Below are 12,554 nucleotides of genomic sequence, written 5' to 3'. Positions count from 1 at the left end.
CACTGGCGGACCGCTGAGCACCGCGGCCGCGGCGTTCGCCCCCGCCGCCCGCCACCCCGGGCGCGGGGGCGTCGACCAGCTCGGCGGCCTGGCCCGCGACCTGCGCGTCACCGCCCGCCGCCTGGCCCGCGCCGGACTCATCACCCCCCGCTCGATCACCACCGGCCCGGCCGTGGCCGCCCTCGTGCTCGCCCTCGCCGGGCTCGTCGCCGAGATCGCCGCCTGGCAGACCACCCGCCACCGGCCCGCCGCCGCCCACCGCGCCACCGCCACCGCCGCCGCGCTGACCGCCTACGGCACCGCCCTGCCCCACCCACCACCGCCGACCGCCCCACCACCGCCCACCACGGCCGCCGCGAACCGGCCCGGGGGACACCGGGCGCCGGCCCGATCCGCCCCCGTGCAGGGTGTCCCCCGCGGCCGGAGGCGCTGACCCGCCTCGCCGAGCGCGGGACCCGGGGGCTGGTGGATCCGCCTGTCGGGTGGCACCGTGTCCGGGTGAGGACATGCCCGGACTGCCATGGGTCGGGGTTGCAGGACCCGCCGGAGGACGAGGCCGACGACGACGGCAGCCCCCGCGGCACCTGCTCGACGTGCGGCGGGATCGGAGACGTGCTGTGAGCGCAAGCCCATCGGAACCCGTCGAGCCCGTTCCCGCCGAGCACGGGAAGTCCGCGTGCTCGCGCTGCCGCGACACCGGCATCATGCGCTGGCGGCAGGCGGTCGCCCTCGACGACGGTGGGTTCGCCCAGCGCGAGATGACCCACCCGTGCACCTGCCAGGCCGCCCGCGACGCCGGTGTCTGGCGCCACCCCGCCGCCGAGGCCGAGCGGGTCGTGGGTCACGGCGCCGCCGCACAGCACGTCCCGCCCGGGCTCGCCGCGCTCCTGGCCGCCCTCATGCCCCCCGGCGCCACCCCCACCTGACCGGGGACTGGTCAGCCCCCGCTCGATCGCCACCGGCCTCGTGTGCGTGGACACCGATCGCCCACCGACGCGGCGCCGCTGGACGACCCCGTGCGGTCGCGGCACAGATCCGGCCCTGCGTCCGAAAGGGTGAACACAGGCGGACTGGACAAAGTGTCCTGTCGATTGGATTCACGGGTCCTAGCCTTCGCGGTCATGACGAGCACCCGCTCCGGTGGCGACCGTGACCAGGCACCCGATCCGGATCCGTCGGGCGGCAGCCGTGCCCGGCCTGCTGGTCGCGGGACAGGGAGGCCAGACACGCAGCGGTCGGCGGACGGGGCCGGTTCACGGGTCCCCGAGCGGGTCGACAACCGGGCGGTGGGGATGTTCCGCACCGTGCTGCAGGTCGGGGCGGTGGGTGGGGACGTGCACCTGCACCCGCCGCGGCGAGGTGCCACGGCCATGGTGATCGCGGTGTGGGTGCCCGCGCTGATCGCGGTCTGCTCGCTGCTGCCCGCAGACTCGGTGCGCCAGGCCGCGCCCGCGCCGTCACCACCGCCGTCAGCCTCGACCGCGCCGACCGCGCCCGGCACCACGACCGCGACGACGCCGGTGCAGCCGGTGCGGAACCGCACGGTCGTGGTCCGCACGCCCGGAGACCCGGTGACCGCCCTGGACGGGCTCAGGATCGACGTCGACACCGCCGGGTTCACCTCCACCCACGACGGCAGCGTGCGTTGCGGTGGGGGCGGTGACGGCCCCGGCGGTGGGGGGTGCGGTGCCGTCGCCGGGGGTTCGTCGGGGGCCAGCGTCGTCGGGGTGATCGACTTCAGCGTTCTGACGCCGACGCTGAGCTGCACGGTCAGCAGCGTCCACATCAACGAGTCCGCCGTCGTGGTCGAACTGGACGGCACCTGGAGCAGGATCGTGGTCGCGGCCATCGGCCCCAACGACGCCGACGGGGCCCTGCCGATCACCTTCGACGTCTCCCGGGGCCGTGGTGCGCCCGTCCCGACAAGCCCCAAAGTCTGCGTGCTCGGCTGAGCCGCGCGGACCGATCGGCCCGCGCTCTGCGCCCCCTGGACGGCGACGTCGTGGCGGAGCTCAGGCGGCGGTGTGCACGCGGGTGGTGTCGGCGAAGGTCAACAGGCCGCGCGGGGGCAGCGAGGTCTCCAGGGTGTAGTCGCCGAAGCGGACGATGTAGATGTCCTCGCGGTCCTCGTCGGTGCCGGTGGAGTCGATGAGGTCACCGACGACGCCCTCGGCGCCGGGGCGCAGGGTGACCCGCTCGTGCTCGGCGGGGGGGTGCGTGGCACCGGCTGAGACGGCCGCGACGTAGGAGTCGGTCAGCAGGTCGTCGAGTACCGGCCCTGACCAGCGCACGGGGCGACCACTGTGCGGGCCGGGGGCCGGGGGTTGTCTCATGTCCGGGAGTATCCCGCGTCACCCGCAGGAGGCCAAGGGCACCGGCGGGCTTGTCGTGGTGAACTCGAACCCGGTGCCGTCCGGGTTGACCCCGGCCACGCGCACCCAGGTGCGCCAGGTGCCCGCCCGGCAGGGGGCGTTCAGGTCGATCGCGGCCAGCGGGGTGTCGACCTGGTCCAGCAGCCGGTCGCGGCCCTGGCGCACCCACAGGCCTGCGACCTGGATCTGCAGCACCGCGTGCACCAGCACCTGCCGCGGGATGGGCAGGCACGTCACCACCACGGTGTCGACGACCAGGCCGTCGCGCACGTGGATCCCGTCGTAGGACACCCTGCTCGACTGCCCCGACCCACCCGGGTCACCCATCGTTCGTCCCGCCTGCCGCCGGCCATCGGAGGTGGCCGAGGGCCACTTGTTGTGATCGCGCACTGTAGTCGGATCCCGGAGCGGGTTCGGGACTCAGTGGATGGGGGTGCGGGGCGGTCGCAGATCAGTCCGAACATGCTGCCGACTCGACCGTCCCGGTGGGCGACAACGCGCGCCGGTCCCCATAACCGCTGATCAGATGGTGGCAGACGGTGAGCGCCGGCCGCCGCGAACGGCCCGCACCCTCACCGCCCAGGCCCGGCGGTGGGCAGTTCGGTGTCTGCGGTCAGCGCCCCAGCCGGGCGCCCACGGGGATGGTCGCGGCCGTGTCGCGGTCCCACCGGTAGCACCCGGCGGCGGAGTCCTGGCCGAGGTCGACCAGCACCAAGCGGTCGAGGACGTGCCGGGCGCGGCCCGGCACGTCGTTGATGATCGCGGTGTCGGCGGCCGGGTCGTCGGCGATGCCGTAGGCGGTGCACCCGATCCAGCACGGCCCCAAGGTCGACGAGCACCTGGCGCTCGATGCCGTCGGCGGTCAGGGTGGGGTGGCGATCCACGTACCGGGGAAGTCGTCGGTGGTGGGCCGTTCCTCCAGCGCGTAGGACGGCACGAGCTGGTCGTGCACCCACAGCGGTGGGCGGCCGTCGGCGAACCGGATCGGGTAGGTCACCACACCCAGCCAGTCCCCCTGGTAGGTGGGCACCCACCGGGCCATGAGTCCCGGGGCGCGGCCGCTGAGGTCGATCCCGGCCGCGTTGAGGTGCTGCGGCTGACCGGGGCCTCGGTGGACGAGCCGATCCAGCAGCACCCACACCGGCCTACGCGCCCGGCTCAGGCCGTGCAGCCGGTCGACCAGCTCCCCGCCCACACCCTCCGTCCGCCCGATCTCCTCCACCCACACCACCGTAACCGGGAAGAGGAGGGGCAGGGCAGGGCGCACGGAATTTTTTATCGTTATTTACGTCGATCCAAACTTGAGTATATCGAATAAACCAAGGCGCCTGCGGCGGTGACCACGAAAAGGGGAGACCAGGTCAATTCCTGGGCACTCTCGCCAGAACCTTGAAGACTGCTATAGACAACCAACCCCGCCAGAGAGGCAATCGGAACAAACAAGGTTATCGCATCTTTGATTCGACGATTCGGGGGAGAGGGGTCGGTTGTTACCTTGACGTTTGCCAGGGGTGCGGTCACAGAGAGGACCGGGTAGGCGTCAAGCAGTACGTCAAGGTGGATGCGCTGGTCGCCGGGGATGATGGCCGGTTCGATGATCAGCGCTGACCCGTCGATGCTCACCACAGGTCGGGGAAGGTTCTCCCTTTTGGTGGTTGACTCGTTGCGAACAAGTTCCAGAATGGGGGTGTCGAGGTCGATGCGGATCGGCCCGACGAAATCGCCAGGGACGATGTCTTTCCGTCCCCGGGCGGATACTTTCACCCGCACGATGTGCGGGTGCATGAGTGGGGCGCCTTTGAAAGTGACCTGGATGCCGTCGGCGCGTGTGGTCAGCAATGGCGCGTCGAAGTCGACCCATACGGCGAGTTGGCGTTTCGGGTTGGCCGACCGCCACGCGACCCACCCGCCCGCGCCGCCCAGAAGCACGGCGACGACGATGCCGATGATGGTCCAGAAGGTGCCGGAGGCGTAGAAGGGGACAGCCTCCGGCGCTTGCGCCCAGTTCATCGGGTGATCAAACCAGGTGCGGCCCGCCGGCCAGCGGGCCGGGACGCCGGAGCAGGTGCTTTCCGTTGATCGTTGCGGTAGACCGGGGGGACGGCGTCCACGAGCAGAAGGGCAGTGCCGGTGGAGGAGATCGCGATCGTCGACCGTGTCCAGGTCGACATCGAGGGGCTGGGCAAGCTCGACGGTCATGTGGCCATCGCACCGGCCCGCCCGCTGGAGGCCCTGTACACGACCAAGGGCGGCGGGTCGCTGGTCAAGCCCGTGCACGCCTTCACCGCCACCGGGCATCCGCTGGTGCTCGATGTCGAGAGGAAGGTGTTGGTGCCGGCATCGCGTGTCCTGACCCCCGGCACCGTCTACCACGGGATCGCCGACGCCGAGGAACCGTTGAGCGGCCCGTTCACCCCCGCGCCGCGGGGAATGGTCGCGGTCCTCAGCGGCGGTGAGCGGATGCCGGTGGTGTTCTACGACCGCCACGGGCGGGCGGTGCTCATCGGGGAGGGCCCCCACCGCGAGCTCTACCTGGCCAACGAGGAGAGCGACCTGGTGCGCATCGAGGGACCCACCCCACCCGCAGAGGTCGATCACACCGAGACACCCTGAGCACCCATGGGGATGATCTCGGCGGGATCTGGTGTTGGTCCTCCCGTGCGAGGTCGGGGCCTCACTGCTCGTTGGGGCGCACCTCGAATCGGACCGCTGCGGGGTTCCCGCCTGCCTGCACCCACTGTTGGGCCTCATCCAGTGCCGGACGCGCGACGTCCATCAACTTGGTGACCTGGTCGGGCGTCAGGCCCTTGGCGGCCATCCGGGCGCCGAACGCGGCGGCGTGAGCGAGTTCGTCCTTTGGGGGCATGGCAACGTCCTTTCCGAGGAAATGGGCTGTGAGCTGCGGTTTCAGTCGGCGGATTCGGTCTCGGCGAGCTTCCGCAGCTGCAGCGTCGTGTCGGCGAGCCGGTTCAGCAGAGCCTCGCCGCCCTCCACTTCGGGGCGGGTTGCGACGAACCGCTGTATGTCCGATGACAGGTGCGCCACCAGGTTGTGTGCCACCTCTGCACTCTTCTTACTGCTCCAGTCGGTCATGTGGGTCCTCTCGGTCACCGTGGCACCAACCACGCTACATGCAGTTATGTTGTAAGACAATGCATTACAGATTTGAGTTGTATGTTAACTTAATTGGGACAGCATGGTGGAGTGGTCGTCCGTGTGGTGACCGAGGAGGTCACGGCTCCCGGGTGTGAACGGGCGGCGTTGGTGCCGTTCGGCGCGCGTGGGGGGCGCGGCGGCGTCGAGGGCGTCGAGCAGGTCGAGCAGGGCACGCCGGTGCGGGTGCTGCGGGTGCGGCCACAGCTCGACATCGGCGACCAGGCGACGGGCGGGGGCCAAGGTGGGACGCACCGCCCGCCACCCGCCGTCGGGGTCGGCGTGCTCCAGGCGGCGGGCGTCGTCGCGGGCGGCGGCGGGCAGGGCGGTGCCCTGCCCGCGCAGGGCGTCGGCGGCGTCGTGGCAGGCCCGCGCCCACTGCGCGGCGTGCTCACGCATCCATCCCAGGGTCCTGGTGTGCTCGTCGAGGGAACCCAACTGCTTGCCCAGGGCGCTGCGCGACAGGCCGATCTCGGTGCTCAGCGACGCCATCCCGAAGCCGTCGATGACGGCTTGGGCGGCGTCGGCGCGCTGGCAGTCGAGCACCAGCTCGGCCACCAGCCCTCGGATGCTCTGTGCGGCCAACTGCCGCGCCCGCGGGTCGGCACCATGGGCACTGCCGGTGAGCAGCGCGTCCTGCAACCGCCGGTAGAGGGCGCCCACCGCGGCACGGGCGTCGTCGACGACCCCGGCGGTGTCGAGCACCGGCGGCCTGCCGGGGCCCGGCCGGTGTTCGAGCCACAGGTCGACCAGCACCCCGTTGCGGCCCGCCTCGAGGAGGTGGCGCACCACCTCCTCCGCCTCACCGAGCGAAGTCGAGTCCGGGTCCATGCCGCTGCCCTCCAGCACGAAGTCGGCCACCTCCCAGGCCTGGCCCTCGACCTCGGCGTCGACCCCGAACTCGGTGTCCGCGACGACCTCGGCCAGCGCGGACACCGGGGGCGCCGCGCCGTCGCGCAGCATCCGGTGCGCCGCCGCGGCGACCGCGGCCCGCACCGTCACCGCCCGCTCGTAGCGCACCTCGACCAGGTCATCGCCCGGCACGCCCAAGCGCCGCCCGGCCGCCGCCACGGCCGCGGCCAGGGTCGGCGCGGTCGGCCCGTCCACCCACGACAGCGTCCACACCCCCGGGACGCTCAGGTCCTCGGCGTCCACCTCGACACCGGTGTTCGCCCCGGCCTCGTGGGCCACCGCCCTGATCCGACTCGACCGGCTCACCGCACCCCCTAGGTTGATACATTTTGTATCAACCTAGGGGGTGCGGTGGTTACGCGACCAGTCCCGGCGCCACCGGAGCGAAGACGACAACCGCTGACCGTCCGCCGCGGGCTGATCCACCCCTGACCGCAGGGGGCGTCAACGACCAACGCCAGTCCCCTGACCAGTACAAAGGGCCGACACGGCCGTACCCCAGTCCCTATACTCGACGGGCTACGCCCGTCGTATATGTCCGGAGTCGGCCGTGACGGTGAGCGACGCGGGCTTCTCGTCCGGCGGCGAGGGTGGTTCAGCGGCGGCGTGAGACGCGGTCGCGGTCGTTCTGCCAGCGGCCCAGCGCCGCGGCGCTGACCTTGGCGTAGCGGGCGACGGAGGCGACGTTGGTGTGCGCCCGGACAGCGCCATCAGCATCGCCGCCGATGCCCCTCCACCTCCGACTGGACAGGCGCAGGAGGCGGTGCGGTACCTGTGCGACGCAGGCCGCAACGGCGTGCTGGTCGACCTGCGGCTCGATCTCAACCGGCGAGGTCGTTCCAGCCGGTCATGTCCAAGGGGCTCTCGGACGTGGTGGTCCCGCCGCCGAGGGTGGTGATGACGCGGTGGGGTGTCGCGGCGGCTCGGCGGCGCCAGCACGTGGACAAGGCACACGGCCCGTCGATACGCGGGTGCATCGACGGACGGAAGACGAAGTCCGGTGCCACCGGCTGCCGATATCAACTCCATCGGACCTGATCACGCACCGTGCTTCGCACGGCGTCGGGGGCGAACAGGCCCGTCGTGTCGCTTTTCTGCTGAACCTCGGATGTGTTGCACGCGCCGCGGGGGCTTGTGCCACAACAGGGTGAACGCGGCACTGGCGACGGCGAAGGGGGTGATGGCGGGTGGAGGCGGACTTCGCGGACTTCTTCCGCCACGCCTACCCGAAGACGGTGGTGGTGCTGTGCCAGATGGGGTTCAGCCTCGCGGCTGCGGAGGACGCGGCCGCCGAGGCGATGACCTCGTTGTTGACCACGTCGGTGGAGATCACCAACCCGCTGGCCTGGGCGATGAAGACCGCGATCCGGCACGCCTCCCGTGCCGCCCGCCGGGACCGGCTGGGCAGGCAGAAGGCGGAGTTGGCGGCCCGCCGCGACCGCCGCGACGTCGAGGAGATCGACACCGACCGGCTCAACGAGCTCGACGAGGTGGCCCTGGGATTGCTGAGACGGTTGACGCCCGTGCGCAGGCAGGTGATCACCTTGTACTACCAGGGGTTCGAGACCTATGAGATCGCCGAGATCCTCGAGATCAAGGAAGCCACCATCCGCTCGCACCGCCGCCACGCCAAGAAGCAGTTCGCCGGGTTCGCCGACGAGCTGCACGCGGAGGTTCGGGGCGAGTTCGAGGAGTTCTTCACCCTGCTGCTGACCGAGGAGGTGACCACCGATGATCAACAGCTCCGTGACCTCGGCCGATTCAGATGTCGGTGAGGTGATGCAGGAGGTGGGTCGCGGCGTCGCCGCGTCGATCACACCGCGTCTCGATGTGGACGCTGCCCTGCGCGATGTGCAGGCAGCCGCGGCCGCGCGGTTGACCACCCTCTCGACCGCGCGCGCGCGCGTGGCGGCGACCACGCCACCCACGGTGCCGGGCCCTCAGGGCCACGATGCCGGTGCGCGTGGTTGTGTGGCCGTGGCGGTCAGGGAGCAGCAGAAGACCGCCCTGCCGCAGCCGACGTCGGGGCCGAGCCGGGTCGATGTGGAGTTCGCCCGCCTCACCAGCACGACCTTCGACGAGTTGGTCACCTTGTCCCGGCGCGGCGACAAGGAGGCACTGTCCGCCCTGTTCGCCTGGCTGGGGCCGCCGATCACCCGCTACTGCCGGGCCCACATCGGCCGTAGCGGCTCGGCGTTCACCGCCGCCGACGACCTCGCCCAGGAGACGATGATCGCGGTCTTGAGGGCATTGCCCTCCTTCCGGGGCGGCCGCCAGGAGTTTTTGCCCTTCGTCTTCGGCATCGCCGCGCACAAGCTCGCCGAGCACCAACGCCATCGCGGCAACGACCGCGCCGACTCGGTGGCGGCCGTCCCGGACGTCGTCGATGACGAACCGGGCCCCGAACAAACTGTCCTTCGACGGGAGATGCGGAATCGCATGGACAGGCTGCTGGCCATCCTCACCCCCCGCCAGCGCGAGATCATCGTGCTGCGCGTGGTCGTCGGCTTCTCCGCGGCTGAGACCGCCAATGTCATCGGCCTCAGCGCGGCGGCGGTCCGCATCTGTCAACACCGTGCGATGAATCGTCTGCGCAAGGCCCTTGTCGACGCCGCCGTGGACGGCGTGCTCACCTGGATCCAGAGCTGAGCAGCGCGCCCAGGCTCAGCACGGGAAGTCGAGCCTGATCCGACGCCCACGCATGTCGCCGATGGCGTCGGTGGGGCGGCACCCGGTCGGACGGACACGAGAAGGCCCCGGGAACCACGAGGGTTCCCGGGGCCTTTCACGTGATGGTGGGGGCCCGGGCCAACGGGCGTTCCCACCTCCCCAGTGCTCGACTGCATCCCAATAGCGCGGGCGTCCAGGGGCTTGGTCGTTTCCGACCCTGCGAGGCAACTCTACGTCAGTCCACGGTGTCCAACGACTCCAAGTGGGCGTTGAGCAGGCACGATGGTCATTGGACACCGATGGACGGGGGTGTGTCCAATCGTGTTCGTGTCCATCACCGGGGGCGCTGGACGCCCCATGAACACCCCCGTTGGACAGCTGGGAACCCCGGCGCCGCGCCATGGGACACCGGGGGATCAGCCGGGGTCGGGACTCGCTGGACGGAAGTTTCCCGCCGTTCGCCGTACGGTTTCTCCTTCGCTTGTACGGAGTGCCCGGGGCACGGGAGAATGGTCTGTGTTGGCCCCGGTCCACACCGGGACGACCGTGCTCGAAGGCCAAATCGGTCACGGTTTCGAGATCCACAGCCTCGACTGCATCCCAAGCAATGCGCGGTGCCCGCGACGCGGCGCCGCCCGGACCCCGACATAGGGCATCAGCCCCGGGGTGGTGCCCGGCGACCCCGCCGGGCGCCGCCCCGGGGCGTCGCCCGCACAGGATCCGAGCGGCACCCGCCCGGGCCCGCCCCATCGGCCACCACGGTGGCCAGGGACGGAGACCCCCGGTGACCAAGAACCCGCGGTGCCCACACCACGGCACCCACTGCCCACCCCACCCCGCGCCCCCGGATCCGGCCACGGCGGCCGGGACAGTGACCGCCCCGATCGTCGCGGCCCGGCCCGCCGAGACCGGGTGGACCTGGACCAGCGTGGTCCTGGTCCTGGCCCTGGCCGCGATGTCCTTCACCTGCCTGATCGTGCTGCTCGGCATGGGCCAGGACGTGCCCACCGCCCTGGTCGTGATCACCGCGGTGCTCGGCGTGGTCGGCGTGCTGGTGTGGCCCACCAAGAAGGGCGCCTTCGGGCGCAGGCTCGCCCGTGCGCTGATCGCCTTCCTCAATGACGAGCAGGACACCCGATGAGCACCACACCGGCCCTGGTGCCCGACCCCGACGACGGGCTGCCGATTACCGCGGCGACCGAAGCCGAGTTCCTGGCGCTGCTGCGCGCCATCCTCACCCGCTCCGGACGCACCGCGGGCCAGGTGGCCACCTACACCGGCATGCCTAGAAGCACCGCCTACCGCTACGTCTCGGAGAAGAACACCAGCCTGCCCAAGGACCCCGAACAGCTCCGCGCGTTCGCCCAGGCCTGCAGGCTGCCCTCCGAACATGTCGAGGAGTTGCTCGCCACCTGGCAACACCTGCGCGAACAGGCCACGGCGCTCGAGGCCACCACATCCGACGGGGTCGTCGACGCCGAGATCGTCGACGACCCCCCTCCTGTCCGGCACCCGGAGAACGCCGCATGGCGCCGTTCTCCCGACAGTGCCACCGGGAACATCGAGGGGGTCACCGGCGGCGTCGTCGTCGGCGGGGTGGTGCACGGTGACGTCCACATCGCCTACACCCACCGCGACCTCCACCGTGACGACCCCGACACGGATCGGGTCGTCATTGCGAACATGCTCCTTGGGGAGGATGACGACCAGCCGAACGAGCGCGCGTCCTCGAAGCCGGAGGACACTCCCGGCGGCGAGACCCGATTTCTGATCCGCCTGCTGAGCGATCGACGATGGGTCTTGCACCTGAGCCTGCTGCTCAGCCTGTTCGGCATGATCCTCTTCGGGCTCATCGCCGTCTTCACCCAGGTGACAAGCGTGTTCACGCCCGCGCTGTTCATGGTCGTCGTGTTCGCCGGGATCATTTGCATCCTGCTCAGCCAACTCCTCCGACAACGCTAGACGTACCCCGCACGGCAGCGCCCGCTTCCCGGACTCGGGGGAAGCGGGCGCTGCCGTGCGGGGGCCATCAGGTCCCTCGCCTCTTCACGTGGGCCGGTCGACGGCGGGCCGTGCCGGTTCACCGGGGGTCGTCCGAATGTGCAGCTGTCTCATGTCGTCTTCGGCACAGCACGCGAGCGCGGTGCTGGCGGTTGCCGTTCGGACCCTCGGAAGAAGGCGTCGAGTGTGGGTTCTCCGGGTCGCAGCGATGTGATGGCGTCGCGCTGGATCTGGTAGGAGTTGCGCCCGCGGCGGAACTCGAACGCGTCGCTGGGGACGTGGCGGGTGGAGGTCTTGATCAGCCCCAGCTCGGTGAGCGCGCGGGCGCCCTTGAGCCGGGTGTCCTCGGACAGCCCGTAGCGGTCCTCCGCCATCGCGGGGCTCAGCCACACCCAGGGCATCTCCTTGATTGCCCTGCCGTTCTCCAACCAGAGCACGAGCAGCATGACCACCGCGGGACCGTTGTCGAGCGCGGCGATCCACCCGTTGGTCCACAACTGGCTGGGAAGCTGGAGGTAGAGGTGTTGTGCCGCTTGAGCCGGCTTGGACTTCAGGCGGGTGTAGGCCGCACCGGGAAGCTCGTAGCGCTGGCCGGTGCCGGTCTCGTTCATCAGGTGGATCACCGCGTCCCGGCCGCGAGAGCTCTCCAACTGGATGAGCTGGTGGTGGTCGAGCCAGCCCAACGCGTTGCGGATCCGCCTGGCACCGGCGGTGTCCGGCTCGGCTAGGCCGAGCAGCGCGGCCCACGATCGGTGCGGGTAGGTCAGGGTGGGGTCGTCGCGTGCCGCCCACAGCAGCGACAGCAGCAGACGGAGCCGGACATCTCCACCCGTGATTCCGCGACCGCCCGTCGCGCCGCGCAGCAAGGCGACGGCTGGTGGAGGCGGGGCAGTCGGCTTCGTGCGTTGGACGAAGCCGTACCGCACCGGGGCGGTGCGCTTGGCCTGGCGTGCGAACTTCTTCGCAATCTCCACCGGATCGGGCGCTGTCGACACCGAAACCGCAGGTGAAGGTTCCATGGGACCTCTCTTGCCGACGCGGATATGGGTGCAGGCCCCCCAACTTCGACAGACGCGGGTTGAGCGGTCGCTTCTATAACGTAGTACCTGCTGGGTCAGTAGTATCAACCGACGCTGGGCTGAGTGTTCAAGACCGTCGAAAACGTCGTGAACGCCGTTAAAGCCAGTTTAGTCCACGCTGGATCAGTAGTTTCCATGTACTTGAAAGGGTGCTAGCCTCATCTCAGCAGGACGGGGAGCCGCTCATTTCCGGCGAACGCCCTGTAGGCGGCTGGCTGGACGTCCAATGCCCTCGCGGTCAATATCTGACGAGGAGCCATCGGCCAAGGTCGGCCGCCGCGAACAGGGCCCGCGTCGCGACGCGGGCCCTGTTCGCGTTCGGTCGCTACGGTGCTGGCGGCTTGGGCCAAGAGGGGTGCTGTGCGAC

Annotated in this window: 17 protein-coding genes and 1 pseudogene; 9 read left to right on the top strand and 9 right to left on the bottom strand. The window is 70.5% G+C overall.

All coding sequences use genetic code 11. From position 1 onward, the window contains the following. The 4 genes and pseudogenes from L6E12_RS35165 to L6E12_RS27095 all read left to right on the top strand — a co-directional run. Positions 1-433 (top strand): annotated as a pseudogene (locus L6E12_RS35165) (hypothetical protein); the annotation flags it as partial. A gap of 65 nt (positions 434-498) precedes the next feature. Next, entirely contained in the window at positions 499-621 is a 123-nt protein-coding gene (locus L6E12_RS34885; protein WP_255683496.1) for a hypothetical protein, read from the top strand. Then, entirely contained in the window at positions 618-926 is a 309-nt protein-coding gene (locus L6E12_RS27100) for a hypothetical protein (RefSeq protein WP_236230758.1), read from the top strand. The genes L6E12_RS34885 and L6E12_RS27100 overlap by 4 nt, the downstream gene beginning before the upstream one ends. A 360-nt stretch (positions 927-1,286) precedes the next feature. After that, positions 1,287-1,952 carry a hypothetical protein gene (locus L6E12_RS27095; RefSeq protein ID WP_236230757.1) on the top strand — a complete coding sequence of 222 codons (666 nt, stop codon included), beginning with the start codon at positions 1,287-1,289 and terminating at the stop codon, positions 1,950-1,952. Positions 1,953-2,012: 60 nt separating this feature from the next. Here L6E12_RS27095 and L6E12_RS27090 read toward each other — a convergent pair whose 3' ends face one another. The 5 genes from L6E12_RS27090 to L6E12_RS27070 form a co-directional block, all read right to left on the bottom strand. Then, positions 2,013-2,333, bottom strand: a complete 321-nt coding sequence (locus tag L6E12_RS27090; RefSeq protein ID WP_236230756.1) for a hypothetical protein — start codon at positions 2,331-2,333, stop codon at positions 2,013-2,015. Positions 2,334-2,351: 18 nt separating this feature from the next. Further along, entirely contained in the window at positions 2,352-2,699 is a 348-nt protein-coding gene (locus L6E12_RS27085) for a hypothetical protein (RefSeq protein ID WP_236230755.1), read from the bottom strand. A gap of 286 nt (positions 2,700-2,985) precedes the next feature. After that, the gene (locus L6E12_RS27080) at positions 2,986-3,198 is read right to left on the bottom strand and encodes a hypothetical protein (protein WP_236230754.1); all 213 of its coding nucleotides are present in this window, start codon (positions 3,196-3,198) and stop codon (positions 2,986-2,988) included. A 36-nt stretch (positions 3,199-3,234) separates the two neighbouring features. Beyond that, a complete protein-coding gene (locus L6E12_RS27075; protein WP_236230753.1) occupies positions 3,235-3,594 on the bottom strand; it encodes a hypothetical protein in 360 nt (119 codons plus the stop codon). Positions 3,595-3,653: 59 nt separating this feature from the next. Beyond that, positions 3,654-4,382, bottom strand: coding sequence for a hypothetical protein (locus L6E12_RS27070; protein WP_236230752.1), 729 nt, complete (start codon positions 4,380-4,382; stop codon positions 3,654-3,656). Positions 4,383-4,502: 120 nt separating this feature from the next. Between L6E12_RS27070 and L6E12_RS27065 the strand changes: the two genes are divergently transcribed. After that, the gene (locus L6E12_RS27065) at positions 4,503-4,985 is read left to right on the top strand and encodes a hypothetical protein (protein ID WP_236230751.1); all 483 of its coding nucleotides are present in this window, start codon (positions 4,503-4,505) and stop codon (positions 4,983-4,985) included. A gap of 61 nt (positions 4,986-5,046) precedes the next feature. Here L6E12_RS27065 and L6E12_RS27060 read toward each other — a convergent pair whose 3' ends face one another. The 3 genes from L6E12_RS27060 to L6E12_RS27050 all read right to left on the bottom strand — a co-directional run bounded on the left by L6E12_RS27060 (position 5,047) and on the right by L6E12_RS27050 (position 6,743). Continuing rightward, positions 5,047-5,238 carry a hypothetical protein gene (locus L6E12_RS27060; protein WP_236230750.1) on the bottom strand — a complete coding sequence of 64 codons (192 nt, stop codon included), beginning with the start codon at positions 5,236-5,238 and terminating at the stop codon, positions 5,047-5,049. A gap of 41 nt (positions 5,239-5,279) precedes the next feature. Then, positions 5,280-5,465, bottom strand: coding sequence for a hypothetical protein (locus tag L6E12_RS27055; protein ID WP_236230749.1), 186 nt, complete (start codon positions 5,463-5,465; stop codon positions 5,280-5,282). A gap of 84 nt (positions 5,466-5,549) precedes the next feature. Next, a complete protein-coding gene (locus tag L6E12_RS27050) occupies positions 5,550-6,743 on the bottom strand; it encodes a hypothetical protein (protein ID WP_236230748.1) in 1,194 nt (397 codons plus the stop codon). Positions 6,744-7,624: 881 nt separating this feature from the next. Here L6E12_RS27050 and L6E12_RS27045 point away from each other — a divergent pair. The 4 genes from L6E12_RS27045 to L6E12_RS27030 all read left to right on the top strand — a co-directional run bounded on the left by L6E12_RS27045 (position 7,625) and on the right by L6E12_RS27030 (position 11,069). Beyond that, positions 7,625-8,212, top strand: a complete 588-nt coding sequence (locus tag L6E12_RS27045; protein ID WP_236230747.1) for a sigma-70 family RNA polymerase sigma factor — start codon at positions 7,625-7,627, stop codon at positions 8,210-8,212. Beyond that, positions 8,169-9,086, top strand: coding sequence for a sigma-70 family RNA polymerase sigma factor (locus L6E12_RS27040; protein ID WP_236230746.1), 918 nt, complete (start codon positions 8,169-8,171; stop codon positions 9,084-9,086). Before L6E12_RS27045 ends, L6E12_RS27040 begins: the two co-directional genes overlap by 44 nt. Before the next feature lie 892 nt (positions 9,087-9,978). Continuing rightward, positions 9,979-10,248 (top strand): hypothetical protein, encoded by a 270-nt coding sequence (locus tag L6E12_RS27035; RefSeq protein ID WP_236230745.1) that lies wholly within the window; start codon positions 9,979-9,981, stop codon positions 10,246-10,248. Between the two features lie 17 nt (positions 10,249-10,265). Beyond that, on the top strand, positions 10,266-11,069 hold the full coding sequence (locus tag L6E12_RS27030; RefSeq protein WP_236230744.1) for a helix-turn-helix transcriptional regulator: 804 nt from the start codon (positions 10,266-10,268) through the stop codon (positions 11,067-11,069). A 149-nt stretch (positions 11,070-11,218) separates the two neighbouring features. Here the strand turns inward: L6E12_RS27030 and L6E12_RS27025 are convergent, their stop codons facing one another. Continuing rightward, positions 11,219-12,103, bottom strand: coding sequence for a hypothetical protein (locus tag L6E12_RS27025; RefSeq protein WP_236230743.1), 885 nt, complete (start codon positions 12,101-12,103; stop codon positions 11,219-11,221). Positions 12,104-12,554 lie beyond the last annotated feature (451 nt).

This window comes from Actinokineospora sp. PR83 (assembly GCF_021056305.1).
In the GTDB taxonomy this organism is placed as follows: Bacteria; Actinomycetota; Actinomycetes; order Mycobacteriales; family Pseudonocardiaceae; genus Actinokineospora; species Actinokineospora spheciospongiae.
This window is presented reverse-complemented; position numbering and strand designations above follow the sequence as displayed.

Excerpts from the sequence above, each read along its gene's own strand:
- L6E12_RS27090 (WP_236230756.1), bottom strand. The coding sequence starts at position 2,333 with ATGAGACAACCCCCGGCCCCCGGCCCGCACAGTGGTCGCCCCGTGCGC.
- L6E12_RS27085 (WP_236230755.1), bottom strand. The coding sequence starts at position 2,699 with ATGGGTGACCCGGGTGGGTCGGGGCAGTCGAGCAGGGTGTCCTACGAC.
- L6E12_RS27070 (WP_236230752.1), bottom strand. The coding sequence starts at position 4,382 with ATGAACTGGGCGCAAGCGCCGGAGGCTGTCCCCTTCTACGCCTCCGGC.
- L6E12_RS27060 (WP_236230750.1), bottom strand. The coding sequence starts at position 5,238 with ATGCCCCCAAAGGACGAACTCGCTCACGCCGCCGCGTTCGGCGCCCGG.
- L6E12_RS27055 (WP_236230749.1), bottom strand. The coding sequence starts at position 5,465 with ATGACCGACTGGAGCAGTAAGAAGAGTGCAGAGGTGGCACACAACCTG.
- L6E12_RS27040 (WP_236230746.1), top strand. The coding sequence starts at position 8,169 with ATGATCAACAGCTCCGTGACCTCGGCCGATTCAGATGTCGGTGAGGTG.